We start from the raw sequence: 24,668 nt of genomic DNA, 5'->3' as shown, positions 1-24,668 counted from the left end.
GCTTTTCTCTAAACATCTAAGTCATTACTTGATAAACCCTTGGTAATGGCGTTTAATCATCTGGCTTTCGATCTGCTTCATTGTGTCAAGAGCTACCCCGATCACAATCAAGAGCGAAGTGCCGCCGATGTAAATCTGCTGCGGCAGGTTAGCCAGCTTGCTGAAGAAGAATGGCAAAATGGCAATTGCCATCAGGAACAATGCGCCAGCCAAAGTTAGACGGTTTAGTGTACGAGTAATGTATACCTCAGTGTTTTTACCGGGTCGGATACCAGGAATGTAACCGCCATTTTTTCTCATGTTTTCTGCCATTTGTACAGGGTTAATCTGAACAAATGTGTAGAAATAGGTGAAACCGAGAATCAGGATAGCGTACAACGTCATTCCCAACGGTTCAGTCACTTGGAAGTTTTGATAAATCCAGTTGGCAAACCCTGTTCCGGATGAATCCACCCAGAACTGTGCGATTGTCGACGGGAACAGTACCAGCGAGACAGCAAAAATTACGGGAATAACACCGGCAGAGTTGATTTTCAACGGAATGTGGGTGGATTGACCACCGTACATTTTACGTCCAACCACTCGCTTCGCGTATTGCACCGGAATTTTGCGGATACCTTGCTGCATAAAGATAACCCCGACGATAATAGCGAGGATTACCAGCAGAATGATCGCAACTTTGACGATGCTGAAGAAAACATTCTGGGAAGGATCACCGAACTGTGTGGTGTAGATCGTCGTAACTCCGGTTGGAATGTTGGCGACGATCCCGGCAACGATCAGGATCGAAATCCCGTTGCCGATTCCCTTCTCCGTAATCTGTTCCCCCATCCACATCATGAACGCGGTCCCAGCTGTCAGTGTCAGCGCGATGAGTGCATAGCTGCCAATCGAAGTGTCGTTGAGCAAGCCAGGTGCCATATTATTAAAGCCGATTGTCATCCCAACTGACTGAATCAAGCCAAGGATGATTGTCGCGTAACGGGTAACGGTAGCGATCTTGCGACGGCCAACCTCCCCTTCGCGTGCCCATTGCGTCAGCTTAGGCACAACATCCATCGACATCAGCTGCATGATAATCGATGCCGTAATATATGGCATGATACCCATGGCAAAAATCGAGAAGTTTTGCAGTGCTCCACCAGAGAAGGTGTTCAACAAACCCAACAAGTGGTTTGTGTTCTGCTGAAACAGCTCGACGTTGACATTCGGAACCGGTACAAAGCTACCGATCCGGAAGACGACCAACATCATGAGAGTAAACAGGATCTTCCGACGCAAGTCGCCAATTTTAAAAATGTTAGTTAAGGACGCTAACATTAGATCACCTCGGTTGTTCCACCGACTTGAGCGATCTTCTCAGCTGCAGCTCCGGAGAACTTGTGAGCTTTTACAGTCAGCTTCACAGTCAGTTCGCCGTTAGCAAGAACCTTAACACCGTCGCGCAGTGCGCTGATAACACCAGTTTCTTTCAACAGTTCAGGTGTTACAACAGTACCCTCTTCGAAACGGTTCAGCGCATCCAGGCTAACAATCGCAAATTCCTTGCGGTTGATGTTAGTGAAACCGCGCTTAGGCAGACGACGGTACAATGGGTTTTGACCACCCTCAAAACCAGGGCGAACTCCGCCGCCGGAACGAGCGTTTTGACCTTTGTGACCTTTACCAGCAGTTTTGCCAGTACCGCTACCGATACCGCGACCAATGCGCTTACGAGTGTGACGGGATCCTTCTGCAGGTTTCAGTTCATGCAATTTCATACGTTGCACCTCCTAACTAATTGAGATGTTTGATTATGCTTCTACTTCTTTCACTTCAACCAAGTGCTTCACTTTGAAAATCATTCCACGGATCGCAGCGTTGTCTTCCTTCACTACAGTGGAGTTGATTTTGCGAAGACCCAGAGCTTTTACAGTATCTTTTTGGTCTACAGTGCGACCGATCAGGCTACGTTTGAGGGTGATTTGCAATTTTGCCATGTTCATTCCCTCCTTATTAACCCAACAACTCGTCAACAGTCTTACCGCGCAGTTTCGCGACTTCTTCCGCTGTTTTCAGACGGCCGAGGCCTTCCAGCGTAGCGTTGACCATGTTGATAGGATTGTTGGAACCAAGAGACTTACTCAAGACATCGCCTACACCAGCCAGTTCGAGTACGGCACGAACAGGACCGCCGGCGATAACACCAGTACCAGGTGCAGCAGGTTTGATGAGAACTTTACCCGCGCCGAATTGGCACATAACTTCGTGTGGAACAGTCGTTCCTCTCAACGGTACACGGATCAATTTTTTCTTAGCGTCGTCAATCGCTTTGCGAATGGCGTCTGGAACTTCTTGAGCTTTACCCATACCAGCACCTACGTGGCCGTTACGGTCACCCACAACAACCAGGGCGCTGAAGCTCATGCGACGTCCACCTTTAACCGTTTTCGCTACGCGGTTAACAGCGACTACTTTTTCTTCGAGCTCTAATTTGCTAGGGTCGATACGCATTCCTTACCCTCCTTGTTGTTAGAATTGCAGACCAGCTTCACGAGCTGCTTCTGCCAGTGCTTTAATACGTCCATGGTAGATGTAACCACCGCGGTCAAAAACCACTTCAGTCGTACCTTTTTCTTGTGCACGCTTAGCGATCAATGTACCTACAGCAGCAGCAGCTTCCACGTTAGCGCCATTTTTCAGGCCCAGCTCTTTATCCAGAGAAGATGCAGATGCCAGTGTTACACCATTTGCATCATCAATCAGTTGAGCGTAGATGTGCTTGGAAGAACGGAACACGTTCAGGCGCGGACGGATTGCAGAACCAATCACGCGTTTGCGAATACGCAGGTGACGTTTTTTCCGAGCTTTGTTTTTATCAGGTTTCGTAAACATTAAGCGGCCTCCTTTCTCATGAAGCTAGAAGCTTATTTACCTTTTTTACCTTCTTTACGACGAACCACTTCATCGCTGTACTTGATACCTTTACCTTTGTATGGCTCAGGTTTGCGCAGCGAACGAATTTCAGCAGCAACTTGACCTACGCGCTCTTTGTTGATGCCTTTTACCACCAGAGTGGTTTGGTTTGGTACATCGATTTCGATACCCGCTTCTGGAGTAACTTCCACTGGGTGGGAGAAACCGAGAGAAAGAGTAACGCCGTTCCCGTTTTTCGTAGCACGATAACCTACACCGACGAGCTCCAGAGTACGAGTGAAGCCTTCGGATACGCCTTTTACCATGTTGGCAATCAGCGCACGAGTTGTACCATGCAGAGAGCGATGCAGTTTGTTGTCGCTTGGACGCTCTACAACAACTTCGTTTTCAGAAATGTTGATTTTGATATCTTCATGGAAGTTACGAACGAGTTGACCCTTAGGGCCCTTTACCGTCAGCTCAGTTCCGTTCAGAGTGAGGGTAACGCCTGCAGGTACCACGATCGGTTTTCTACCGACACGAGACATGTGGTGCACCTCCTGTGCTTTTTTACAATCTGTTAATTACCAAACGTATGCAAGAACTTCTCCGCCAACATGAGCTTGACGAGCTTGCTTGTCAGTCATCACACCGTTGGATGTGGAGATGATCGCGCAACCGAGGCCACCCAGAACCTTAGGTACTTCATTGCTTTTCGCATAGACACGAAGTCCTGGTTTGGAGATACGTTTCAGACCTGTGATAACGCGCTCGTTGTTCGCACCGTATTTCAGGAATACGCGGATGATTCCTTGTTTGTTGTCTTCAACAAACTCAGCATCACGGATGAAGCCTTCTTCTTTCAGAATGCGCGCGATTTCCTTCTTGATGGTGGACGCTGGGATCTCCACTTTCTCGTGGCGAACCATGTTAGCGTTACGAATACGTGTCAACATATCTGCGATTGGATCAGTCATAACCATGAGAGAAAACCTCCTTCCCGTTTCAAATTACCAGCTTGCTTTTTTCACGCCTGGAATTTGACCTTTATAAGCAAGTTCACGGAAGCAAATACGGCAGAGTTTGAATTTGCGCAATACGGAGTGCGGACGTCCGCAACGCTCGCAACGAGTATACGCGCGCACTGCAAACTTCGGTTTGCGCTGTTGCTTGATAATCATTGATTTCTTTGCCACATTCTTCCCTCCTTACGAGTGGGTTTATTTACGGAATGGCATACCCATTTGAGTCAGCAGCTCACGAGCTTCCTCATCCGTTTTCGCGGAAGTAACGATTACAACGTCCATACCGCGAACTTTGTCAATTTTATCGTACTCGATCTCAGGGAAGATCAGTTGTTCCTTCAGACCAAGTGTGTAGTTGCCGCGACCGTCAAACGCTTTGGAAGAAACGCCACGGAAGTCACGGACACGTGGAAGAGATACGTTCATCAATTTGTCGAGGAAGTGGTACATACGCTCGCCGCGCAGGGTAACCTTCGCACCGATCGGCATACCTTCACGCAGTTTGAAACCAGCGATGGATTTCTTTGCGCGAGTTACTACAGGTTTTTGACCAGAGATGGTTTGCAGGTCTTCAACCGCAGCATCCAAGGTTTTAGCGTTGCCTACCGCTTCGCCAACACCCATATTGATGATGATCTTTTCAACTTTCGGCACTTGCATGATGGAAGTGTAGTTGAACTTGCTCATCAGGCTAGGCACGATTTCTTTTGTATACTTTTCTTTCAATCTTGTTGCCATCTAGGATATCCTCCTTTCCAACCAGACTACTTGTCGATTACTTCGCCAGACTTTTTCGCGTAACGAACTTTCTTACCGTTATCCAAAACTTTGTAACCGATGCGAGTAGGTTTTCCGGACTTCGGATCGATCAAAGATACGTTGGAAACGTGAATCGCTGCTTCTTGAGTCACAATGCCACCTTGCGGGTTAGCTTGGGACGGGCGGCTGTGCTTCTTCACGAGGTTGATACCTTCAACCAGAACGCGTTCTTTCTTTGGATAAGCAGCGAGAACGCGACCTTTTTTGCCTTTATCTTTGCCCGCAATTACGATAACAGTGTCGCCTTTTTTAACGTGCATCGCTTGGTGCACCTCCTATCGAACAAACTGCCTGAGTTTTTCCGTTCAATTAGATAACCTCTGGAGCCAGAGAGATGATCTTCATGAAATCTTTGTCGCGGAGCTCACGAGCTACTGGTCCAAAGATACGAGTACCACGAGGGGACTTGTCTTCCTTGATGACTACAGCTGCATTTTCATCAAAACGGATGTAGGAACCATCTTGACGACGAACGCCGCTAACAGAGCGAACTACAACTGCTTTAACTACTTGACCTTTCTTGACAACGCCGCCGGGTGTAGCGGATTTTACGGAGCACACGATAACGTCACCGATGTTCGCCGTTTTACGACCGGAACCACCCAGAACCTTGATGCACATGAGTTCTTTTGCACCGGAGTTGTCAGCAACAGCCAATCTCGTCTGAGTTTGGATCATTTACTGTTCCTCCTTTCGGATTTGATATCCGAAAATCTGACTTATACGATTACTGCCTCTTCGACGATACGTACCAAACGGAAACGTTTATCTTTGGACAATGGACGAGTTTCCATCAATTCTACGATGTCGCCCACTTTTGCCGTATTGTTCTCGTCGTGAGCCTTGAACTTTTTGGAGTATTTCACGCGTTTGCCGTACAGAGGATGTTTCTTGTAGGTTTCAACAAGTACAACAATGGTTTTATCCATTTTGTCGGAAACAACGCGACCTACAACGGATCGACGCATATTGCGTTCTGCGGTCATCGTTCAAACCTCCTTCCTTTAATTAGCCGATTCCCAATTCTCTCTGGCGCAGGATGGTTTTCGCACGAGCAATATCCTTACGCACTTGTTTGATGCGAGATGTGGTTTCGAGTTGACCTGTTGCCAACTGGAAACGAAGGTTGAACAGCTCTTCTTTCAAAGAAGCAACGTTTTGTTCGATCTCGGCAGTGGTCAAATTGCGGAACTCATTAGCCTTCATGTGCGTCACCACCCACTTCTTCACGCTTCACGAATTTGCACTTGATCGGCAGCTTGTGCATAGCAAGACGCATAGCTTCGCGAGCGACTTCTTCAGGTACGCCAGCAAGTTCAAACATGATCTTGCCTGGCTTTACAACCGCTACCCATTTCTCTGGAGAACCTTTACCGGAACCCATCCGTACTTCGAGCGGTTTTTGTGTAATTGGCTTGTCAGGGAAGATTTTGATCCATACTTTACCGCCACGTTTGATGTAACGAGTCATCGCAATACGAGCAGCCTCGATTTGACGGTTCGTTACCCAAGATGGCTCCAATGCTTGCAATCCGTATTCACCGAACGCAACAGTAGTACCGCCTTTTGCGTTACCAGTCATTTTCCCGCGGTGTTGTTTACGGTGTTTCACGCGTTTTGGCGTCAACATGATTACTTGCCTCCTTCCTCAGTAGCGACGTTCTTTCTCGCTGGAAGGACTTCTCCACGGTAGATCCACACTTTTACACCGATGCGACCATAAGTGGTATGAGCTTCAGCAGTACCGTAGTCGATGTCGGCACGCAGAGTGTGAAGCGGAACAGTACCTTCGCTGTAACCTTCAGAACGTGCGATGTCCGCGCCGCCAAGACGACCGCTTACCAAGGTTTTGATACCTTTGGCGCCAGCACGCAGCGTACGAGTGATCGATTGCTTTTGCGCACGACGGAAAGAAATGCGGTTTTCCAATTGACGAGCGATGTTTTCAGCTACCAGAGTAGCATCCAGATCCGGACGTTTAATTTCGTTGATATTGATATGAACGCGTTTGCCAGTCAGATCAGTCAAGGATTTGCGCAGAACTTCTACCTCTGCCCCACCTTTACCAATTACCATACCAGGCTTAGCGGTGTGAATCGTTACGTTCACGCGATTAGCTGCGCGTTCGATTTCGATAGTGGATACAGCAGCATCTTTCAGACGCCCTTTTACAAACTTGCGGATTTTCAAGTCTTCGTGCAACAGTGTTGCGAAGTCCTTGTCAGCGTACCATTTGGACTCCCAGTCACGAATGACACCGATCCGAAGACCTACCGGGCTTACCTTTTGACCCACACGTAACCCTCCTTATTTCTCGTTTAGTACCACTGTGATGTGGCTAGTGCGTTTATGGATGCGGCTTGCGCGACCCATAGCGCGCGGACGGAAACGCTTCAACGTAGGACCTTGGTCCACGAAGATTTTGCTAACTACCAGGTTGTTAGGATCCATTTCGTAGTTGTGCTCAGCGTTTGCAATAGCCGACTTCAGAAGTTTTTCAACAACTGGAGAAGCTGCTTTTGGCGTGTGCTTCAGGATCGCCAATGCTTCACCTACTTGCTTGCCTCTAATCAAGTCAACCACCAGGCGAACTTTACGAGACGCAATGCGAATATTGCGAGCAACTGCTCTTGCTTCCATCTTTGTACCTCCTCTCTGTCAAGAGAAAATTAGCGCTTCTTGGACTTCTTGTCGTTGTCGACGTGACCCTTGAAGGTACGAGTTGGTGCGAACTCACCCAGTTTGTGACCAACCATGTCTTCAGTTACGTATACTGGAACATGTTTGCGACCATCGTATACAGCAAACGTGTGTCCTACGAACTCAGGGAAGATGGTGGAACGACGAGACCAAGTTTTGATCACGCGTTTCTCATTCTTTTGATTTTGCTCGTCAACTTTTTTCATCAAGTGGTCATCCACGAAAGGACCCTTTTTCAAGCTACGTCCCATTAGTGAACCTCCCTTCGCCAAAGGCGTTCGGTTATAGTATCAGCCTACCTTACTTCTTGCGGCGGCGGATGATGTATTGGTCGGACTTGTTCTTCTTCTTGCGAGTCTTGAGACCCAGGGCTGGTTTACCCCAAGGAGTAACAGGTGCTTTACGACCGATTGGAGCGCGACCTTCACCACCACCGTGTGGGTGATCGTTCGGGTTCATTACGCTACCGCGAACAGTTGGACGAATACCCAACCAGCGGGAACGTCCTGCTTTACCGATGTTCAGCAGTTCGTGATCGAGATTACCTACTTGACCGATGGTAGCGCGGCATACGTTGTGAATGCGGCGAGTTTCACCGGAGGACAGGCGCACGATTACGAATTCACCATCGCGACCGAGCAGTTGAGCAGAAGCACCAGCTGCGCGAACCAGTTGGCCACCTTTACCAGGTTTCAGCTCAATGTTGTGGATGGTAGTACCTACAGGGATTTTTTCCAGTGGCAGTGCGTTACCGATTTTGATGTCGGCATCTGCTCCGGAAATGATCTCGTCTCCTACTTTCAGGTTGTGAGGAGCGAGGATGTAGCGTTTTTCACCATCAACATAGTTGATGAGTGCGATGTTAGCGGAACGGTTTGGATCGTATTCGATAGTAGCTACGCGACCTACGATGCCGTCTTTGTTACGCTTGAAGTCGATAATACGGTATTTACGTTTGTGACCGCCACCTTGATGACGTACGGTAATTCTACCTTGGTTGTTGCGACCAGCTTTTTTGTTAAGAGGCGCCAGCAAGGATTTTTCGGGAGTCGACGTAGTGATCTCCTCGAAAGTAGAAACCGTCATTTGGCGACGACCAGGAGAAGTCGGTTTAAACTTTTTGATACCCATGTTAATACCCTCCTTTTCGGTAGTCGTCGAGGTTATACGCCCTCGTAGAAGGCCAGTTCTTTGCTGTCATCAGTCAGCTTAACGATTGCTTTCTTCCACTCGGATGTGTAACCGGAATATTTTCCGTAGCGCTTTGGTTTAGCAGGGACACGGATTGTGTTAACTGCTGCTACTTTCACGCCGAACACTTTTTCAACAGCTTGCTTGATTTCGGTTTTGTTGGCTTTGAGCGGTACTTCGAAAACGTACTTTTTCTCAGCCATCATGTCAGTGGTGCGCTCGGTAATGACAGGGCGCTTGAGAATATCGTGAAGGCTCTTCATTATGCGAGCACCTCCTCTACTTTCGCAACCGCGTCTTTCGTCACGATTACTTTGTCATGCGCTACCAGATCCAGAACGTTAATGCCTGCAGCATCTACGAATTTGGCACCTGGGATGTTACGGGAAGAGAGAGCTACGTTTTGATCGAACTCGGAAGTTACGATCAGAACTTTGCGATCTACTTTCAGGTTGTTCAGAACCGCTGCCATTTCCTTTGTTTTAGGAGCTGCGAAGTTCAAAGCATCCAGAACCAGAAGTTCGTTGTTTTGTACTTTCGCGGACAGTGCGGATTTCAGAGCCAGACGGCGAACTTTACGGTTCAGTTTGTAACCGTATTTGCGCGGAGTTGGACCGAATACAACACCGCCACCTTTCCATTGCGGAGCGCGAATGGAACCTTGGCGAGCGCGACCAGTACCTTTTTGACGCCATGGCTTGCGGCCACCACCACGTACTTCAGAACGGTTCTTTACATCGTGTGTTCCTTGACGTTGGGATGCTTGTTGCATCACGATCGCATCGTACAGAACAGCGTTGTTAGGCTCAATCCCGAATACGCTATCTGCCAACTCGATTTCGCCAACTTGAGAACCAGCTTGGTTATAAAGAGCTACTTTCGGCATGTCAGTTCCTCCTTTCCTTAGTGTTTCTTGACTGCCGTCGAGATCAGCACGCAGCTGTTTTTCGGACCAGGCACGGAGCCTTTCACGAGAATCAGGTTGCGAGCTGCATCTACTTTAACTACTTCCAGGTTTTGAATGGTTACGTTGTCGCCACCCATTTGACCTGGCAATGTTTGACCTTTGAAAACGCGGTTTGGAGCGATAGCACCCAGGGAACCAGGACCGCGATGGTAACGCGAACCGTGAGCCATAGGACCGCGGGCTTGATTGTGACGTTTGATCGCACCTTGGAAACCTTTACCCTTGGTTACGCCAGACACGTCAACGATGTCTCCCTCGGCAAAAATGTCTACTTTCAACTCTTGACCAACCTCGTAGTCAGCGAGGTTTACTCCGCGAATTTCACGAATGAAGCGCTTAGGAGCAGTGTTAGCTTTTGCTGCATGTCCTTTTTCCGGTTTGTTAGCGCGCTGTTCTTTTTTGTCTTCGAAGCCGATTTGGATCGCTTCGTAGCCATCGTTCTCCACGTCTTTCTTTTGAAGAACCACGTTAGAACCTGCTTCGATAACTGTTACAGCGATTGCTGTTCCGTTCGGACCAAAAACTTGAGTCATGCCAAGTTTTTTCCCTAAGATTCCTTTGGTCATTTGTGCCACCTCCTGTGCTTATTTCAGTAAAACGTTTTATATGTTGTATCAAGTCCCCACCGATGCGCAGGGGTGCCATTTTAAGGGTTTGTTGCTTGGTATAACACGCTTATCAAGACAACGTCTGCGCGTGTATCGCTTTTTGGGACCTTACAGTTTAATCTCGATGTCTACACCGGATGGCAGATCCAGACGCATCAGAGCATCTACTGTTTGTGGTGTAGGGTTCAAGATGTCGATCAGACGTTTATGAGTACGCATCTCGAATTGCTCACGAGAATCTTTGTACTTGTGCACCGCACGCAGGATCGTATAAACTGCTTTCTCAGTAGGAAGCGGGATTGGACCGGATACATTTGCTCCGGAACGCTTCGCTGTGTCCACGATTTTTTCTGCGGATTGATCGAGGATTTTGTGATCATACGCCTTCAAACGAATACGAATCTTTTGCTTTGCCATTTTAGTCCCTCCTTTTTCGCCCATTTATTAAACGGACATTTCTCCGTGGAAATATCCTGCACCCCGGTCATGGCAAAGGGGCCGGGTGTGTCAGCAACCTCCCACATCATCGCAAGTCCATGACCAACATTCAATATTGTACTAAAAAAATCTGGGCAGCGCAAGTTAATTCTTGGCCTCCCACGCATTTTTTGTACACGCAAGCCTACTGAAAAGCTCACCTTGTCCATATTACTGATTTCCCGGCTGAAAGGCAAGCGGGAGTACCTGCCAACTTTCTTGCGTCCTATCTATAATGGAAAGAAGACGTTATACTTATGAGTGAGCTGTCTAAGCAAAGGAGGTTGTCCGTATGTCTGAAGCCATTCGCACTCCATATGAAATGATCGGCGGGGCAGATACACTGGCTCGTCTGGTAGATGCTTTTTATGATCTGGTTGCTCGGCACCCTGATCTTGCTCCCCTTTTTCCTGAAGACTTCACGGAAGTAAAAGAACGCCAATATCAGTTTCTTACCCAATTTCTCGGTGGCCCGGCCCTCTACACAGAGCGCCATGGACATCCGATGCTGCGTGCACGCCATATGCGCTTCCCGATCGGTCCTGTCCAAGCGGAAGCCTGGCTGGCTTGTATGAGAACGGCCATGGACAAAGTCGGGCTGGAAGGCGAACTTCGTGAACAGATTTTTGAGCGGCTGCGTTTGACTGCTTATCATATGGTGAACAAATGGGACGAAGAAAAAGCGTAGGATTTCCTACGCTTTTGTCGTCAGCTCCGGTGTTGCTTTTGCTTGCGGCGGACTTGGCTTTACCACATTGCGCGAACCAAGGTACACCCCACTCGCAATCATGAGAAGGGCAAGCAGGTGCACGAGTTTTAGCTGCTCACCAAGAAACAGCGCGGCAAACAACAAGCTCGCCATCGGCATACCGTTCAAAAATACGGCTGTTCGACTGGCCCCCAACTGGCGGATTCCGTAGTTCCAGCCCACCGAGCCAAGGGCCGTAGATAGCCCACCAGAGGCGAAGATTACCAGCCACTGAAACGGCGATACCTCCAAAGAAAAATAGTACGCAGCCGGCTGCTGTACGAGCGCTGCCGCCCACAAAAACACAATCCCGAACATTTGCGACATGGCCGTAATCAGCAGCACAGGCACTCCTCGCACGACCAGCTTGCGAATCAGCAAGCCCCCCGTCACATACATCAGCATGGAGAAAAACATGATGGCGTCACCCCAGCCGTTCATATGAAGTCCTCCGTGCTGGGAAATGACCACAATCAGCACTCCGGCAAAGCCTACGCCAATGCCAAGTCCTTTTTGCCACGACATGCCTTCGCCGAGAAAGATCATCGCCAGCAAGGCTGTCGCCAATGGATTCAATCCCAGAATCAGCGAAGCATTGCCTGCAGTTGTCGTCTGGACGCCGGCCGCCAGGGTGATCTGGTGCAGCGCGATCGAGCTGGCACCGACACCGGCAATCAACAGCCAATCACCTTTTTTCAAGTGCAGATTGGATTTGTATTTATAAATAATCGGGGCCAAGCATATTCCCGCAACTGTCATTCGAATCGCAGCAACGTAAAGCGGCGGAAACGTGGCAAGGTATTTTACCATCACTACGTTCAAGCCCCAAAGCGTGACGACGCCGATCAGCATGAAAAACAACAGCTTCTCCTTATTTTTCATTTCTCTATCCCCCATCCGCTGATCGTATTGTAGCACACCGCCAGTCGCCGGCTTATTGAATCATTTTGATGGGGGCCATGCAGAAAATTGATGAGACTTCGCAAGCAATTAGAAAAACCCGACAACAAATGCTGTCGGGTTTTTGTGTATCCGTAAATATTACGCTTCGATAGAAGCTACAACGCCAGCGCCTACTGTACGGCCACCTTCGCGGATTGCGAAGCGAGTACCTTGTTCCATCGCTACTGGAGCGATCAGTTCAACGGTGAACTCAGTGTTGTCGCCAGGCATAACCATTTCAACGCCTTCTGGCAGTTGGATGATACCTGTTACGTCAGTTGTACGGAAGTAGAATTGTGGACGGTAGTTAGCGAAGAATGGAGTGTGACGTCCACCTTCTTCTTTGGACAGAACGTAAACTTCTGCTTTGAACTTGGTGTAAGGTTTAACGGAACCTGGTTTTGCCAAGCATTGTCCGCGCTCGATGTCTTTACGCTCAACACCGCGCAGCAGGGCACCGATGTTGTCACCAGCTTCAGCTTGATCCAGCAATTTGCGGAACATCTCAACACCAGTTACAGTTGTAGAACGAGTTTCTTCGGACAGACCAACGATTTCTACTTGGTCACCAACTTTAACTACACCGCGCTCAACACGGCCAGTAGCAACTGTACCACGACCAGTGATTGTGAACACGTCCTCAACTGGCATCAGGAAAGGCTTGTCAGTTGCACGCTCAGGAGTTGGGATGTAGGAGTCTACAGCATCCATCAGTTCAACAATCTTTTTAGCCCAATCGCCGCTTGGATTGTCGAGAGCTTCTTTAGCGGAACCTTTGATTACTGGAATATCGTCGCCTGGGAACTCGTATTGGGAGAGCAGGTCACGGATTTCCATTTCAACCAGTTCGAGCAACTCTTCATCGTCTACCATGTCGCATTTGTTCATGAATACTACGATGTAAGGTACGCCTACTTGGCGGGACAGCAGGATGTGTTCGCGAGTTTGTGGCATTGGGCCGTCAGCTGCGGATACAACCAGGATAGCGCCGTCCATTTGAGCAGCACCGGTAATCATGTTTTTCACGTAGTCAGCGTGACCAGGGCAGTCAACGTGAGCATAGTGACGGTTTTCAGTTTCGTACTCAACGTGAGCGGTGTTGATGGTGATACCGCGCTCTTTTTCTTCTGGAGCAGCATCGATGCTGTCATAAGCCATAGCTTTTGCTTTACCTTGTTGCGCCAATACAGTAGTGATCGCAGCAGTCAGGGTAGTTTTACCGTGGTCAACGTGACCGATGGTACCGATATTAACGTGTGGTTTACTACGCTCAAATTTTTCTTTTGCCATGAGAGCTAAAGCCTCCTTAAATGATAAGGGTTTTATAGGTAAGAAAGGTTTACCCTATCGAGGGTTGCACCTTAAATATTGTAAACCTTTCCTGATTCAAGATAAAGCGGAACCGTAAATTATTCGCCTTTAGATTTCTTAATGATCTCTTCAGCGATGAATTTAGGCACTTCTTCGTAGTGGTCGATCACCATGGAGTATACGCCACGGCCTTGGGTACGGGAACGCAGAACTGTGGAGTAACCGAACATCTCGGACAGTGGTACCATCGCACGGATTACTTGTGCATTCGCACGAGCTTCCATACCTTCGATACGACCGCGGCGGGAGTTCAGGTCGCCCATTACGTCGCCCATGTACTCTTCCGGCATTGTAACTTCTACTTTCATGATTGGTTCGAGCAATACTGCATCACATTTTTTCGCAGCTTCTTTCAGAGCGAGAGAACCTGCTACTTTAAACGCCATCTCGGAGGAGTCGACATCATGGTAGCTACCGTCTACGATCGTAGCTTTGATGTCAACCAGTGGGAAGCCGGCGAGAACACCATTTTTCATCGCTTCTTCGATACCCGCTTGTACAGCAGGGATGTATTCGCGCGGTACCACACCACCGACGATTTTGTTTTCGAATTGGAAGCCTTGTCCTGGTTCGAGTGGTTCGAACTCCACCCAAACGTGACCGTATTGACCACGACCACCGGACTGACGAACGAATTTACCTTCCACTTTCGCAGCTTTACGGAATGTTTCACGGTAAGCTACTTGTGGAGCACCTACGTTCGACTCGACTTTAAACTCGCGTTTCAGACGGTCAACGATGATCTCCAGGTGAAGCTCACCCATACCGGAGATGATTGTTTGACCAGTCTCTTCGTCTGTGCGGGTTCTGAACGTTGGATCCTCTTCAGCCAGCTTGGACAGGCCGATACCCATCTTGTCTTGGTCTGCTTTGGATTTTGGTTCGATCGCAACAGAGATAACTGGCTCTGGGAATTCCATGGACTCAAGGATTACTGGAGCCTTTTCATCACACAGAGTATCACCAGTTGTTGTATCTTTCAGACCTACAGCAGCAGCGATGTCACCGGAGTAAACCACTTGGATCTCTTCGCGGTGGTTAGCGTGCATTTGCAGGATACGACCTACACGTTCACGTTTACCTTTTGTGGAGTTCAGAACGTAAGAACCGGAGTTCAGTACGCCGGAGTAAACGCGGAAGAAGGTCAGACGGCCTACATACGGGTCAGTCATGATCTTGAAAGCAAGAGCAGCGAACGGACCGTTGTCGTCTGCAGGACGTTCCACTTCTTCTTCAGAGTCTGGCAAAGTACCTTTGATCGCAGGGATGTCTACTGGAGATGGCAGATAGCTAACAACGTTGTCCAGCATAAGCTGAACACCTTTGTTACGGTAAGAAGATCCGCACATTACAGGAGTCAGTTTGCATTCAATGGTACCTTTGCGCAGAGCTGCACGGATTTCGTCGTTGGTCAGCTCTTCGCCTTCCAGGTACTTCATCATCAGCTCTTCGTCTTGTTCTGCAGCAGCTTCAACCAGTGCGAGACGCAGCTCTTCGCACTTGTCTTTCAGCTCAGCAGGGATTTCGGTAGCATCGGAAGTTTTGCCCAGGTCATCGGTATAGATGATTGCCTTCATTTCGATCAGGTCAACCATCCCTTTGAACTGGTCTTCTGCACCGATTGGATATTGAACCGCTACTGGGTTTGCACCCAGACGAGTTCTGATTTGCTCCAGGCACATATCAAAGTTAGCGCCCAGGATATCCATTTTGTTGATGTAGCACATACGCGGTACGCCGTAGCGGTCAGCTTGGCGCCATACGGTTTCGGTTTGCGGCTCAACGCCACCTTTTGCGTCAAAAACGGTTACAGCACCGTCAAGAACGCGCAGGGAGCGCTCAACTTCTACAGTGAAGTCTACGTGGCCTGGCGTGTCGATAATGTTGATACGATGGCCATTCCATTGAGCGGTAGTAGCAGCCGAAGTGATGGTGATACCGCGCTCTTGCTCTTGTTCCATCCAGTCCATGGTTGCTGCACCTTCGTGCGTCTCACCAATCTTGTGAACGCGACCGGTGTAGAACAGAATACGCTCAGTCGTTGTCGTTTTACCAGCATCGATGTGAGCCATGATACCGATATTACGCGTATTCGGCAAAGAGAACTCGCGAGCCATTCAGGTATGCTCCTTCCATACTCGAGTTTTTGAATAATCGGGTATCCAAAACGGACACCCGATTCAATTTCCTACCAGCGATAGTGAGCAAACGCTTTGTTCGCTTCAGCCATCTTGTGCGTGTCTTCACGCTTTTTAACTGCTGCACCGGTGTTGTTAGCAGCGTCCATGATCTCGTTAGCCAGACGTTGTTCCATGGTTTTCTCTCCACGGCTACGGGAGTAGTTAACCAGCCAACGCAAACCAAGAGTAGTACGGCGCTCCGGTTTTACTTCGATTGGTACTTGGTAGTTAGCACCACCTACACGGCGAGCCTTAACTTCCAGTACAGGCATTACGTTTTTCAGTGCTTCTTCAAACACTTCCATCGGGTTGCGACCGGTGCGCTCCTGAATGATGGTGAATGCGTTGTAGAGAATATTTTGCGCTACACCGCGTTTGCCATCCAACATCAGGCGGTTAATCAAGCGAGTAACCAGCTTGCTGTTGTAAATCGGATCAGGCAACACGTCACGACGGGTTACAGGACCTTTACGAGGCATCGTATTCCCTCCTTCTTTTCGTTATAAATTCACGCCGCTTCACAGGCGTTTTTCTTACTTCTTAGCTGCTGCTTGACCTGGTTTTGGACGTTTTGTACCGTATTTGGAACGACCTTGTTTACGGTTGTTAACGCCTGCAGTGTCAAGTGCACCACGAACGATATGGTAGCGTACCCCTGGCAAGTCTTTTACACGACCGCCGCGCACCAGCACGACGCTATGCTCTTGCAGGTTGTGGCCGATACCACCGATGTAAGCTGTTACCTCGATTCCGTTAGTCAAACGCACACGAGCGTATTTACGCAACGCAGAGTTTGGTTTTTTCGGAGTCATGGTACCTACACGAGTGCAAACACCACGTTTTTGAGGAGAGCTTTGGTTGGTTTGGCTTTTCTTGAAGCTGTTGTACCCTTTTTGCAGAGCTGGGGACTTCGACTTCACAACCTTGTCCGCACGACCTTTACGCACCAATTGGTTAATTGTAGGCATGATGTTACCTCCCTTCTTAATACCCAATCTTCAAGACCACAGATCCAGGTGAGTCATTTTTAGGCCAAATAGAAAGTTCTTGTCCATCTTTTGCGCGATGCGCAACAGACAAAAACATCGTTAACCACTTTTCTTGATCGCAGCGGTAGCCGCTCCCACTTCAATTCCGCACGCTTTGCCTAACCGGCGCATGGAATCTACATGGATGACTGGAACACCCTTCTCTTTGCAAAGGAGCTCGACTTTTTGGGTCAAACGTCTGTCGGCATCGTCCGCGATGTAAACTGCTTCAACCTGGAGGTTTTCCACGGCTTTCATCGTTTGCTTGATGCCAATCGTCAACTCCTTGGCCCGCTCTACTTTTTCATAAGACATGATTCTCATATCCTCCAAAGTACAGATGTCAGGCACACTTGAATATAATATCAGGTGGGCTAGTTGTTGTCAACGCCCAGCTCATATTTTTTATTCAGGAAGGCGCCCCCCAGATTTTGGCGGGCGCCACTCCTGCTATTACTCGACAGAAACGGCTTCCTGCGCTGCTTTCAGCGCTTCCTGTTCTGCTTCGTAATCAACCTGACTAGCTACTTTTACATTGCGATAACGGGACATACCGGTACCCGCCGGAACGAGTTTTCCGATAATCACGTTTTCTTTCAGGCCGAGCAGGCGATCCACTTTTCCTTTGATCGCTGCGTCGGTGAGAACGCGAGTCGTCTCCTGGAAGGAAGCTGCCGACAGGAAGGAGTCGGTTTCCAGGGATGCTTTTGTAATCCCCAAAAGAACCGGACGACCCACTGCTGGATTCTTGCCTTCGATGAGAACTTTTGCGTTTGCTTGCTCAAACTCTGGAACTTCCACATAGGAGCCTGGCAAGAGGTCTGTGTCTCCGCTGTCGATGACGCGCAGCTTGCGGAGCATCTGACGGATCATAACCTCAACGTGCTTGTCGTTAATTTCTACACCCTGCATACGGTAAACTTTTTGTACCTCTTGCAAAATGTAGTTGGAAACGCCGCGCATGCCGCGAACTTTGAGCATTTCTTTCGGGTCTACGGAACCTTCCGTGAGCTCGTCACCGGCGCTCAGCTTGGTACCGACAGATACCTTGATACGCGCACCGTATGGAGCAGAGTACACTTTGCTTTCCGCTTCCCCGCGAACTTCGATTTCACGACGGTCCTTGCCTTCACGAATATCGACAACTTCCCCGTCGATTTCGGAAATAACGGCCTGACCTTTTGGATTGCGCGCTTCAAACAGCTCTTGAATACGCGGCAAACCTTGGGTAATATCGTCTCCGGCAACCCCACCGGTATGGAAGGTACGCATGGTCAGCTGGGTACCAGGCTCACCAATGGACTGAGCGGCGATAATACCAACCGCTTCTCCCACTTCCACCTCGGCTCCGGTTGCCAGGTTGCGTCCGTAGCACAGTTTGCAGACACCATGGCTGGTGCGGCAAGCGAGTACGTTGCGGATGTAGACACTTGTGATGCCCACTTTTTCGATATACTCGGCAACTTCTTCAGTAATTTCCTCGTTGCGGCCGACGATGACTTCGTTTGTTTCCGGATGGCGCAATGTCTCAAAGCATGTACGTCCAACCAGACGGTCAGACAGCTTCTCGATTTCTTCCCGGCCATCCTTGATCGCTGTAACACGGATCCCTTTATCCGTACCGCAATCTTTTTCGCGGACGATCACGTCTTGAGCAACGTCTACGAGACGACGGGTCAAGTAACCCGAGTCCGCAGTACGCAGCGCCGTATCGGCGAGACCTTTCCGCGCACCGTGCGTGGAGATAAAGTACTCCAATACGGTCAGACCTTCACGGAAGTTGGATTTGATCGGCAACTCGATGATTCGGCCGGACGGGTTCGCCATCAGACCGCGCATACCAGCGAGCTGTGTGATCTGGGACACGTTACCGCGGGCACCGGAGTTCGCCATCATGAAGATCGCATTGAATTTGTCCATGGACTTCATGAGTACGTCGGTTACTTCGTCCTTGGCTTTGGACCAGATCGAGATGACGCGGTCGTAACGCTCGTCTTCGGTAATCAGACCGCGACGGAACTGCGTCATGACGGTTGCAACCTTTTTATCCGCTTCTTCCAGAATGTCTTTCTTCTTCTCTGGTACGGCAATGTCCGCTACCGCGATGGTAATACCGGCTTTTGTCGAGTACGTGAAGCCCAGTTCCTTGATCTTGTCGAGGATCATGGACGTTTTCATCGTACCGAAGCGGCGGAAGCATTCGGAAATGATTGTTCCCAGGAAGCCTTTTTTCACCGCGCCCGGATCAGGCAGCTTCTTGATGAACTCCGGAATATTTACGCCTTTATCGAAAATAAAGTATTCGTCAGGAACCATGTTTTGCAGGTTCGCTTTTGTTGGCACGTTAATGTATGGCAGCTCTGGCGGGAAGATTTCGTTGAAGATCACTTTCCCGACAGTCGTTACAATGAGCGCGTTCTGCTGGCGCTCGGTAAAGCTGGTTTTGTTCAGGCGTTTCGCAGGCAAGGCGATGCGCGTATGCAGGCTGATAAAGCCTTGCTGGTAAGCGGCAATCGCATCGTGAGGATCGCGGTAGACCGTACCCTCGCCTTTGTCGCCTTCGCGTTCGAGCGTCAGGTAGTAAGAACCAAGCACCATGTCCTGGGATGGCGTTACTACCGGTTTGCCGTCTTTCGGGTTCAGGATGTTTTGCGCTGCCAGCATGAGGATACGGGCTTCGGCCTGTGCCTCTGCGGACAACGGAACGTGAACCGCCATCTGGTCCCCGTCGAAGTCCGCGTTGTACGCTGTACAAACGAGCGGGTGCAGACGGATCGCACGGCCTTCGACCAGTACCGGTTCGAAAGCCTGGATACCCAGACGGTGCAAGGTGGGGGCACGGTTCAGAAGCACTGGATGCTCGCGAATCACGTCTTCGAGAACGTCCCATACTTCAGGCTGAACGCGCTCTACCTTGCGCTTGGCGCTCTTGATGTTGTGAGCGAGTCCTTTGGAAACCAGCTCTTTCATCACGAACGGTTTGAAGAGTTCCAGCGCCATTTCTTTTGGCAGACCGCACTGGTACATCTTCAGGTTAGGTCCTACAACGATAACGGAACGACCGGAGTAGTCAACACGCTTACCGAGCAGGTTTTGGCGGAAACGTCCTTGTTTCCCTTTCAGCATGTGGCTGAGAGATTTCAGCGGACGATTACCTGGGCCAGTCACCGGACGACCGCGACGGCCGTTGTCGATGAGCGCGTCTACTGCTTCCTGCAGCATCCGTTTTTCGTTTTGTACGATAATGTCAGGAGCACCCAGTTCGAGCAGGCGCTTCAGACGGTTATTCCGGTTGATTACGCGACGGTACAGATCGTTCAGGTCGGAAGTGGCAAAACGTCCACCGTCCAACTGAACCATCGGACGAAGCTCTGGCGGAATTACCGGCAAAACGTCCAAAACCATCCACTCCGGATGGTTGCCGGAGTTGCGGAACGCCTCCAGCACTTCCAGGCGCTTGATCGCACGGTTGCGACGTTGGCCTTGTGCTGTTTTCAGGTCTTCCTTCAGCATTTCCACGTCTTTGTCCAGGTCAATTTCCGCGAGCAGGCGCTTGATCGCCTCGGCACCCATCATGGCCTGGAAAGAGTGGCCGTATTTCTCCCGATAGTTGCGGTACTCTTTTTCCGAGAGCAACTGCTTTTTATCGAGCGGAGTATCACCTGGATCTGTTACTACATAAGAAGCGAAGTAGATAACTTCCTCCAGGGAACGCGGGGACATGTCAAGCACCAGACCCATGCGGCTTGGAATCCCTTTGAAATACCAGATGTGAGAAACCGGGGCAGCCAGCTCGATATGCCCCATGCGCTCACGCCGTACTTTGGCGCGGGTCACTTCCACGCCGCAACGGTCGCACACGACACCTTTATAACGTACACGCTTGTACTTACCGCAATGGCACTCCCAGTCCTTGGTCGGTCCAAAGATGCGTTCGCAGAACAAGCCGTCTTTTTCCGGTTTCAGTGTGCGGTAGTTGATCGTCTCTGGCTTTTTCACTTCCCCGAAAGACCACGAACGGATCTTATCGGGGGAAGCCAAGCCGATCTTCATATATTCGAAGTTGTTCACGTCTATCACAGGGCGTTACCTCCCTTTGTACCGGAATCTTACTCGTCGTTCAAGCTTCCACCTTCGAGAACGAGGTTCAGTTTTTCACCGTTACCTTCATCCTCGTCTTCCATTTCTCGCATTTCAATCTCCTGCTCGTCACCGGACAGGATCTTCACGTCCATACCCAAGCTTTGCAGTTCCTTGATAAGAACCTTGAACGATTCAGGAACACCTGGCTCTGGTACGTTTTCACCTTTGACAATCGCTTCGTACGTCTTCACACGGCCCACGACGTCATCCGACTTGACGGTGAGGATTTCCTGCAAGGTGTAGGCTGCACCGTAAGCTTCCAATGCCCAAACCTCCATCTCCCCGAAACGCTGTCCGCCGAACTGGGCTTTACCACCCAATGGCTGCTGGGTAACGAGAGAGTATGGACCAGTAGAACGAGCGTGGATTTTGTCATCCACCAAGTGAGCCAGTTTCAGCATGTATACGCATCCGACCGTTACACGACGATCGAACGGTTCACCTGTACGTCCATCGTACAGAATGGTTTTACCATCGCGGTCGAGGCCAGCCTCTTCCAACGTCTCAAATACTTCCGCCTGACGGGCACCGTCGAATACAGGTGTCGCCACGTGGATGCCGAGAAGCTTCGCCGCCATACCCAGGTGCGTCTCCAATACCTGACCGATGTTCATACGCGAAGGTACGCCCAGCGGGTTCAGGACGATTTCAACCGGAGAGCCGTCTGGAAGGAATGGCATATCCTCTTCTGGCATGATCCGCGCGATAACCCCTTTGTTACCATGTCGTCCGGCCATTTTGTCACCCACGGAAATTTTCCGTTTTTGGGCGATGTAGACACGTACCAGCTGGTTTACGCCTGGAGGCAGCTCATCGCCGTTCTCACGCGTAAATACTTTTACGTCTACGACAATACCGGAACCACCGTGCGGCACGCGCAGGGATGTGTCGCGAACTTCACGAGCTTTTTCCCCGAAGATCGCGTGCAGGAGGCGTTCTTCGGCAGTCAGCTCAGTAACCCCTTTAGGTGTTACTTTACCAACGAGGATATCGCCGTCCTGGATCTCTGCACCGACGCGGATAATACCGCGCTCATCGAGGTTTTTCAGAGCATCTTCCCCGACGTTTGGAATGTCGCGGGTGATTTCCTCTGGACCCAGTTTTGTGTCGCGAGCTTCGGACTCGTATTCTTCAATATGGATCGACGTGTAAACGTCATCCTTCACAAGCTTCTCGCTAAGGAGAATCGCATCCTCGTAGTTGTAACCTTCCCACGTCATAAACGCGACGATTACGTTACGTCCCAGTGCCAATTCACCTTTTTCGGTGGATGGACCGTCACCAATGATGTCGCCTTTTTCAATCCAGTCTCCGCGTCTTACAATCGGGCGCTGGTTGATGCAAGTACCCTGGTTGGAACGGATGAACTTGTGCAATTTGTATTTGTCGATGTCTCCGGCTACTTTCTTGCCGTCGATTTCTGTGTAGCGGCGAACCCAGATTTCGCGAGCGGTTACGCGCTCTACCTGGCCCGGATGCTTCGCAACGATCGCGACACCGGAGTCTTGCGCTGCTTTGTGTTCCATACCAGTACCGACGAACGGCGCTTGAGGAATCAAAAGCGGAACGGCCTGCCGCTGCATGTTGGAACCCATCAGTGCGCGGTTCGCGTCGTCGTTCTCCAGGAATGGAATGAGCGCGGTCGCCACAGATACAACCTGCTTCGGCGATACGTCCATGAAGTCTACCTTGTCGCGCGGCACGCTCAAAATCTCGCCTTTACGACGGCAGATAACCATGTCGTTGACAAAGCGGCCTTCCTCATCGAGTGGCTGGTTTGCCTGCGCCACGTTGTACACATCTTCTTCATCCGCAGTCAGATAGACGATGTCATCCAGAACAAAGCCTGTTTCCGGATCTACCTTGCGGCGCGGTGTCTCGATGAAGCCGTAGTCGTTGATGCGCGCAAAGGACGACAGCGAGTTAATCAAACCGATGTTCGGACCCTCCGGCGTCTCAATCGGACACATACGGCCATAGTGAGAGTGGTGAACGTCGCGCACTTCAAAGCCTGCGCGCTCCCGCGTCAAACCACCAGGTCCGAGCGCGGACAGACGGCGTTTGTGCGTCAGTTCAGCCAACGGGTTTGTTTGGTCCATGAACTGGGACAGCTGCGAGCTTCCGAAGAACTCCTTCAGCGATGCGATCACTGGACGGATGTTAATCAGAGCCTGCGGCGTAATCTGGTTCTGATCCTGGATGGACATGCGCTCGCGCACCACGCGCTCCATACGGGACAAACCGATACGGAACTGGTTTTGCAAAAGCTCACCCACGGAACGCAGACGACGGTTGCCCAAGTGGTCGATATCGTCTGTGGAACCAACGCCGTGCAGCAGGTTAATGAAGTAGTTGATCGCCGCTACGATGTCCGCCGGCGTAATATGCTTGACAGATTTATCTACATTTCCGTTTCCAATCACTTTGATGATCTTGCCATCTTCAAGCGGAGAGAAAATGTTGATAGATTGCAGATGAATCGTGTCTTCTTCCAAAACGCCGCCATGTGTGCGAACGTCAAGGTAGCCGACATTGCTTTCAAGTGCTGGCAAAATGCGATCCAGCAGACGGCGGTCAATCATTTGACCGGCTTCAGCTAAAATTTCACCTGTTGTCGTATCGACCAATGTCTCAGCAAGACGCTGGTTGTACAGACGGTTTTTCAGGTGAAGCTTTTTGTTCATTTTGTAACGACCTACAGATGCCAGGTCATAGCGCTTTGGATCGAAGAAGCGAGAGATCAGGAGGCTCTTCGCGTTTTCGACTGTTGGCGGCTCGCCCGGACGAAGACGCTCGTAAATTTCGATGAGCGCTTTTTCCGTAGAATCGGTGTTGTCTTTTTCCAGCGTATTCTTGATGTACTCATCTTCACCCAGCAAATTGAGGATCTCAATGTCGGAACCAAAGCCGAGTGCACGCAAAAGAACCGTTACCGGGATTTTTCGCGTACGGTCGATGCGGACATAAATGACGTCTTTCGCATCGGTCTCCAGCTCAAGCCAGGCACCCCGGTTCGGAATTACCGTAGCTGTAAACGTCTGCTTGCCGTTTTTGTCCACTTTGGTGTTGTAATATACACTGGGGGAACGAACAAGCTGGCTGACGATTACGCGCTCAGCACCATTAATAATGAAGGTTCCCGTTTCGGTCATGAGCGGGAAATCCCCCATGAAGACTTCTTGTTCCTTCACTTCTCCCGTCTCTTTGTTCAACAAACGTACCTTCACACGCAGAGGCGCCGCATAGGTGACGTCACGTTCTTTCGACTCGTCAACATCGTACTTGGGTTCTCCCAAGCTGTAGTCGATAAACTCCAGCACGAGATTGCCAGTGAAGTCCTGGATTGGCGAAATGTCCTGGAACATCTCACGGAGCCCTTCATCAAGGAACCATTGGTAGGACTTTTGCTGAATCTCGATGAGATTTGGAAGGCCCAGCACTTCGTTAATACGTGAATACGTACGACGCTGGCGGTGTCGGCCACTTTGAATCACTTTACCTGCCAACTTATTCACCCCTCAGGTTGTGTTTTCACACATAGAAACTTGGCATTCGGCAATCTTGCAATTGCAAG

At 50.0% G+C, this 24,668-nt stretch carries 32 protein-coding genes; 1 reads left to right on the top strand and 31 read right to left on the bottom strand.

What is annotated here, in order from left to right; all coding sequences use genetic code 11:
- Positions 1–24: 24 nt before the first annotated feature.
- The 23 genes from secY to AAFJ72_RS01315 form a co-directional block, all read right to left on the bottom strand.
- The gene (gene secY / locus AAFJ72_RS01425; protein WP_432775794.1) at positions 25–1,320 is read right to left on the bottom strand and encodes a preprotein translocase subunit SecY; all 1,296 of its coding nucleotides are present in this window, start codon (positions 1,318–1,320) and stop codon (positions 25–27) included.
- Positions 1,320–1,760: a 50S ribosomal protein L15 gene (rplO, locus tag AAFJ72_RS01420; protein ID WP_122906758.1), complete on the bottom strand. Its 441-nt coding sequence runs from the start codon at positions 1,758–1,760 to the stop codon at positions 1,320–1,322. The genes secY and rplO overlap by 1 nt, the downstream gene beginning before the upstream one ends.
- A 33-nt stretch (positions 1,761–1,793) precedes the next feature.
- The gene (gene rpmD, locus AAFJ72_RS01415) at positions 1,794–1,979 is read right to left on the bottom strand and encodes a 50S ribosomal protein L30 (RefSeq protein WP_122906759.1); all 186 of its coding nucleotides are present in this window, start codon (positions 1,977–1,979) and stop codon (positions 1,794–1,796) included.
- 16 nt (positions 1,980–1,995) lie between these two features.
- Positions 1,996–2,493, bottom strand: coding sequence for a 30S ribosomal protein S5 (gene rpsE, locus AAFJ72_RS01410; RefSeq protein WP_432775793.1), 498 nt, complete (start codon positions 2,491–2,493; stop codon positions 1,996–1,998).
- A gap of 18 nt (positions 2,494–2,511) precedes the next feature.
- The gene (gene rplR / locus AAFJ72_RS01405; protein WP_432775792.1) at positions 2,512–2,874 is read right to left on the bottom strand and encodes a 50S ribosomal protein L18; all 363 of its coding nucleotides are present in this window, start codon (positions 2,872–2,874) and stop codon (positions 2,512–2,514) included.
- Positions 2,875–2,906: 32 nt separating this feature from the next.
- Positions 2,907–3,443, bottom strand: coding sequence for a 50S ribosomal protein L6 (rplF, locus tag AAFJ72_RS01400; RefSeq protein WP_122906762.1), 537 nt, complete (start codon positions 3,441–3,443; stop codon positions 2,907–2,909).
- 36 nt (positions 3,444–3,479) lie between these two features.
- Positions 3,480–3,878 carry a 30S ribosomal protein S8 gene (gene rpsH / locus AAFJ72_RS01395; RefSeq protein WP_122906763.1) on the bottom strand — a complete coding sequence of 133 codons (399 nt, stop codon included), beginning with the start codon at positions 3,876–3,878 and terminating at the stop codon, positions 3,480–3,482.
- A 27-nt stretch (positions 3,879–3,905) separates the two neighbouring features.
- The gene (locus AAFJ72_RS01390) at positions 3,906–4,091 is read right to left on the bottom strand and encodes a type Z 30S ribosomal protein S14 (protein ID WP_122906764.1); all 186 of its coding nucleotides are present in this window, start codon (positions 4,089–4,091) and stop codon (positions 3,906–3,908) included.
- Between the two features lie 24 nt (positions 4,092–4,115).
- On the bottom strand, positions 4,116–4,658 hold the full coding sequence (gene rplE, locus AAFJ72_RS01385) for a 50S ribosomal protein L5 (RefSeq protein WP_122906765.1): 543 nt from the start codon (positions 4,656–4,658) through the stop codon (positions 4,116–4,118).
- 26 nt (positions 4,659–4,684) lie between these two features.
- On the bottom strand, positions 4,685–4,999 hold the full coding sequence (rplX, locus tag AAFJ72_RS01380) for a 50S ribosomal protein L24 (protein ID WP_122906766.1): 315 nt from the start codon (positions 4,997–4,999) through the stop codon (positions 4,685–4,687).
- A gap of 49 nt (positions 5,000–5,048) precedes the next feature.
- Entirely contained in the window at positions 5,049–5,417 is a 369-nt protein-coding gene (rplN, locus tag AAFJ72_RS01375) for a 50S ribosomal protein L14 (RefSeq protein ID WP_122906767.1), read from the bottom strand.
- A gap of 41 nt (positions 5,418–5,458) precedes the next feature.
- Positions 5,459–5,725 (bottom strand): 30S ribosomal protein S17, encoded by a 267-nt coding sequence (rpsQ, locus tag AAFJ72_RS01370; RefSeq protein WP_122906768.1) that lies wholly within the window; start codon positions 5,723–5,725, stop codon positions 5,459–5,461.
- Between the two features lie 22 nt (positions 5,726–5,747).
- Positions 5,748–5,945: a 50S ribosomal protein L29 gene (rpmC, locus tag AAFJ72_RS01365; protein WP_005828838.1), complete on the bottom strand. Its 198-nt coding sequence runs from the start codon at positions 5,943–5,945 to the stop codon at positions 5,748–5,750.
- Positions 5,935–6,369, bottom strand: coding sequence for a 50S ribosomal protein L16 (rplP, locus tag AAFJ72_RS01360; protein ID WP_122906769.1), 435 nt, complete (start codon positions 6,367–6,369; stop codon positions 5,935–5,937). Before rplP ends, rpmC begins: the two co-directional genes overlap by 11 nt.
- Before the next feature lie 2 nt (positions 6,370–6,371).
- On the bottom strand, positions 6,372–7,034 hold the full coding sequence (rpsC, locus tag AAFJ72_RS01355; RefSeq protein WP_122906770.1) for a 30S ribosomal protein S3: 663 nt from the start codon (positions 7,032–7,034) through the stop codon (positions 6,372–6,374).
- Positions 7,035–7,046: 12 nt separating this feature from the next.
- A complete protein-coding gene (rplV, locus tag AAFJ72_RS01350) occupies positions 7,047–7,379 on the bottom strand; it encodes a 50S ribosomal protein L22 (protein WP_122906771.1) in 333 nt (110 codons plus the stop codon).
- A gap of 29 nt (positions 7,380–7,408) precedes the next feature.
- Entirely contained in the window at positions 7,409–7,690 is a 282-nt protein-coding gene (rpsS, locus tag AAFJ72_RS01345) for a 30S ribosomal protein S19 (protein ID WP_122906772.1), read from the bottom strand.
- 49 nt (positions 7,691–7,739) lie between these two features.
- Positions 7,740–8,570, bottom strand: coding sequence for a 50S ribosomal protein L2 (gene rplB / locus AAFJ72_RS01340; RefSeq protein WP_122906773.1), 831 nt, complete (start codon positions 8,568–8,570; stop codon positions 7,740–7,742).
- 32 nt (positions 8,571–8,602) lie between these two features.
- A complete protein-coding gene (gene rplW, locus AAFJ72_RS01335) occupies positions 8,603–8,893 on the bottom strand; it encodes a 50S ribosomal protein L23 (protein WP_122906774.1) in 291 nt (96 codons plus the stop codon).
- Complete coding sequence (gene rplD / locus AAFJ72_RS01330) at positions 8,893–9,516, bottom strand: 50S ribosomal protein L4 (RefSeq protein ID WP_122906775.1); 624 nt, start codon at positions 9,514–9,516, stop codon at positions 8,893–8,895. The genes rplW and rplD overlap by 1 nt, the downstream gene beginning before the upstream one ends.
- A 17-nt stretch (positions 9,517–9,533) precedes the next feature.
- Positions 9,534–10,163, bottom strand: a complete 630-nt coding sequence (gene rplC, locus AAFJ72_RS01325) for a 50S ribosomal protein L3 (protein ID WP_122906776.1) — start codon at positions 10,161–10,163, stop codon at positions 9,534–9,536.
- A gap of 150 nt (positions 10,164–10,313) precedes the next feature.
- Complete coding sequence (rpsJ, locus tag AAFJ72_RS01320) at positions 10,314–10,622, bottom strand: 30S ribosomal protein S10 (protein WP_005828858.1); 309 nt, start codon at positions 10,620–10,622, stop codon at positions 10,314–10,316.
- The gene (locus AAFJ72_RS01315; protein WP_122906777.1) at positions 10,592–10,852 is read right to left on the bottom strand and encodes a hypothetical protein; all 261 of its coding nucleotides are present in this window, start codon (positions 10,850–10,852) and stop codon (positions 10,592–10,594) included. Before AAFJ72_RS01315 ends, rpsJ begins: the two co-directional genes overlap by 31 nt.
- 122 nt (positions 10,853–10,974) lie before the next feature.
- Here AAFJ72_RS01315 and AAFJ72_RS01310 point away from each other — a divergent pair, with 122 nt between their 5' ends.
- Complete coding sequence (locus AAFJ72_RS01310; protein WP_432775791.1) at positions 10,975–11,370, top strand: globin; 396 nt, start codon at positions 10,975–10,977, stop codon at positions 11,368–11,370.
- A gap of 6 nt (positions 11,371–11,376) precedes the next feature.
- Here the strand turns inward: AAFJ72_RS01310 and AAFJ72_RS01305 are convergent, their stop codons facing one another.
- The 8 genes from AAFJ72_RS01305 to rpoB form a co-directional block, all read right to left on the bottom strand.
- On the bottom strand, positions 11,377–12,312 hold the full coding sequence (locus AAFJ72_RS01305) for a DMT family transporter (RefSeq protein WP_432775790.1): 936 nt from the start codon (positions 12,310–12,312) through the stop codon (positions 11,377–11,379).
- A gap of 159 nt (positions 12,313–12,471) precedes the next feature.
- A complete protein-coding gene (tuf, locus tag AAFJ72_RS01300) occupies positions 12,472–13,662 on the bottom strand; it encodes an elongation factor Tu (protein WP_432775789.1) in 1,191 nt (396 codons plus the stop codon).
- Positions 13,663–13,781: 119 nt separating this feature from the next.
- Complete coding sequence (fusA, locus tag AAFJ72_RS01295; RefSeq protein WP_432775788.1) at positions 13,782–15,860, bottom strand: elongation factor G; 2,079 nt, start codon at positions 15,858–15,860, stop codon at positions 13,782–13,784.
- 71 nt (positions 15,861–15,931) lie between these two features.
- Positions 15,932–16,402, bottom strand: a complete 471-nt coding sequence (gene rpsG / locus AAFJ72_RS01290) for a 30S ribosomal protein S7 (protein WP_005828872.1) — start codon at positions 16,400–16,402, stop codon at positions 15,932–15,934.
- A 54-nt stretch (positions 16,403–16,456) separates the two neighbouring features.
- Positions 16,457–16,891 carry a 30S ribosomal protein S12 gene (gene rpsL / locus AAFJ72_RS01285; RefSeq protein WP_122906782.1) on the bottom strand — a complete coding sequence of 145 codons (435 nt, stop codon included), beginning with the start codon at positions 16,889–16,891 and terminating at the stop codon, positions 16,457–16,459.
- A 120-nt stretch (positions 16,892–17,011) separates the two neighbouring features.
- The gene (locus AAFJ72_RS01280) at positions 17,012–17,266 is read right to left on the bottom strand and encodes a 50S ribosomal protein L7ae-like protein (RefSeq protein ID WP_432775787.1); all 255 of its coding nucleotides are present in this window, start codon (positions 17,264–17,266) and stop codon (positions 17,012–17,014) included.
- A 138-nt stretch (positions 17,267–17,404) separates the two neighbouring features.
- Positions 17,405–21,031 (bottom strand): DNA-directed RNA polymerase subunit beta', encoded by a 3,627-nt coding sequence (gene rpoC / locus AAFJ72_RS01275; RefSeq protein ID WP_432775786.1) that lies wholly within the window; start codon positions 21,029–21,031, stop codon positions 17,405–17,407.
- 29 nt (positions 21,032–21,060) lie between these two features.
- Complete coding sequence (gene rpoB / locus AAFJ72_RS01270; protein WP_122906785.1) at positions 21,061–24,600, bottom strand: DNA-directed RNA polymerase subunit beta; 3,540 nt, start codon at positions 24,598–24,600, stop codon at positions 21,061–21,063.
- Positions 24,601–24,668 lie beyond the last annotated feature (68 nt).

The organism is Brevibacillus gelatini (genome assembly GCF_050920745.1).
GTDB classification, from domain to species: Bacteria; Bacillota; Bacilli; order Brevibacillales; family Brevibacillaceae; genus Brevibacillus; species Brevibacillus gelatini.
Note: the sequence above shows the minus strand (reverse complement) of the source record. Positions and strands in the feature narration are given on the sequence as shown.

Coding starts and splice junctions, on each gene's coding strand:
- rpsQ (WP_122906768.1), bottom strand. CDS start 5,725: ATGACCGCAGAACGCAATATGCGTCGATCCGTTGTAGGTCGCGTTGTT.
- rpsJ (WP_005828858.1), bottom strand. CDS start 10,622: ATGGCAAAGCAAAAGATTCGTATTCGTTTGAAGGCGTATGATCACAAA.
- rpsH (WP_122906763.1), bottom strand. CDS start 3,878: ATGGTTATGACTGATCCAATCGCAGATATGTTGACACGTATTCGTAAC.
- rpmD (WP_122906759.1), bottom strand. CDS start 1,979: ATGGCAAAATTGCAAATCACCCTCAAACGTAGCCTGATCGGTCGCACT.
- rplF (WP_122906762.1), bottom strand. CDS start 3,443: ATGTCTCGTGTCGGTAGAAAACCGATCGTGGTACCTGCAGGCGTTACC.
- rplN (WP_122906767.1), bottom strand. CDS start 5,417: ATGATCCAAACTCAGACGAGATTGGCTGTTGCTGACAACTCCGGTGCA.
- secY (WP_432775794.1), bottom strand. CDS start 1,320: ATGTTAGCGTCCTTAACTAACATTTTTAAAATTGGCGACTTGCGTCGG.
- AAFJ72_RS01280 (WP_432775787.1), bottom strand. CDS start 17,266: ATGTCTTATGAAAAAGTAGAGCGGGCCAAGGAGTTGACGATTGGCATC.
- rpmC (WP_005828838.1), bottom strand. CDS start 5,945: ATGAAGGCTAATGAGTTCCGCAATTTGACCACTGCCGAGATCGAACAA.
- AAFJ72_RS01310 (WP_432775791.1), top strand. CDS start 10,975: ATGTCTGAAGCCATTCGCACTCCATATGAAATGATCGGCGGGGCAGAT.
- rplO (WP_122906758.1), bottom strand. CDS start 1,760: ATGAAATTGCATGAACTGAAACCTGCAGAAGGATCCCGTCACACTCGT.
- rpsL (WP_122906782.1), bottom strand. CDS start 16,891: ATGCCTACAATTAACCAATTGGTGCGTAAAGGTCGTGCGGACAAGGTT.
- AAFJ72_RS01305 (WP_432775790.1), bottom strand. CDS start 12,312: ATGAAAAATAAGGAGAAGCTGTTGTTTTTCATGCTGATCGGCGTCGTC.
- fusA (WP_432775788.1), bottom strand. CDS start 15,860: ATGGCTCGCGAGTTCTCTTTGCCGAATACGCGTAATATCGGTATCATG.
- rplV (WP_122906771.1), bottom strand. CDS start 7,379: ATGGAAGCAAGAGCAGTTGCTCGCAATATTCGCATTGCGTCTCGTAAA.
- AAFJ72_RS01315 (WP_122906777.1), bottom strand. CDS start 10,852: ATGGACAAGGTGAGCTTTTCAGTAGGCTTGCGTGTACAAAAAATGCGT.
- rplD (WP_122906775.1), bottom strand. CDS start 9,516: ATGCCGAAAGTAGCTCTTTATAACCAAGCTGGTTCTCAAGTTGGCGAA.
- rplE (WP_122906765.1), bottom strand. CDS start 4,658: ATGGCAACAAGATTGAAAGAAAAGTATACAAAAGAAATCGTGCCTAGC.
- rpsE (WP_432775793.1), bottom strand. CDS start 2,493: ATGCGTATCGACCCTAGCAAATTAGAGCTCGAAGAAAAAGTAGTCGCT.
- tuf (WP_432775789.1), bottom strand. CDS start 13,662: ATGGCAAAAGAAAAATTTGAGCGTAGTAAACCACACGTTAATATCGGT.
- rplC (WP_122906776.1), bottom strand. CDS start 10,163: ATGACCAAAGGAATCTTAGGGAAAAAACTTGGCATGACTCAAGTTTTT.
- rplP (WP_122906769.1), bottom strand. CDS start 6,369: ATGTTGACGCCAAAACGCGTGAAACACCGTAAACAACACCGCGGGAAA.
- rplB (WP_122906773.1), bottom strand. CDS start 8,570: ATGGGTATCAAAAAGTTTAAACCGACTTCTCCTGGTCGTCGCCAAATG.
- rplX (WP_122906766.1), bottom strand. CDS start 4,999: ATGCACGTTAAAAAAGGCGACACTGTTATCGTAATTGCGGGCAAAGAT.
- rpsS (WP_122906772.1), bottom strand. CDS start 7,690: ATGGGACGTAGCTTGAAAAAGGGTCCTTTCGTGGATGACCACTTGATG.
- rplW (WP_122906774.1), bottom strand. CDS start 8,893: ATGAAGAGCCTTCACGATATTCTCAAGCGCCCTGTCATTACCGAGCGC.
- rpsG (WP_005828872.1), bottom strand. CDS start 16,402: ATGCCTCGTAAAGGTCCTGTAACCCGTCGTGACGTGTTGCCTGATCCG.
- rplR (WP_432775792.1), bottom strand. CDS start 2,874: ATGTTTACGAAACCTGATAAAAACAAAGCTCGGAAAAAACGTCACCTG.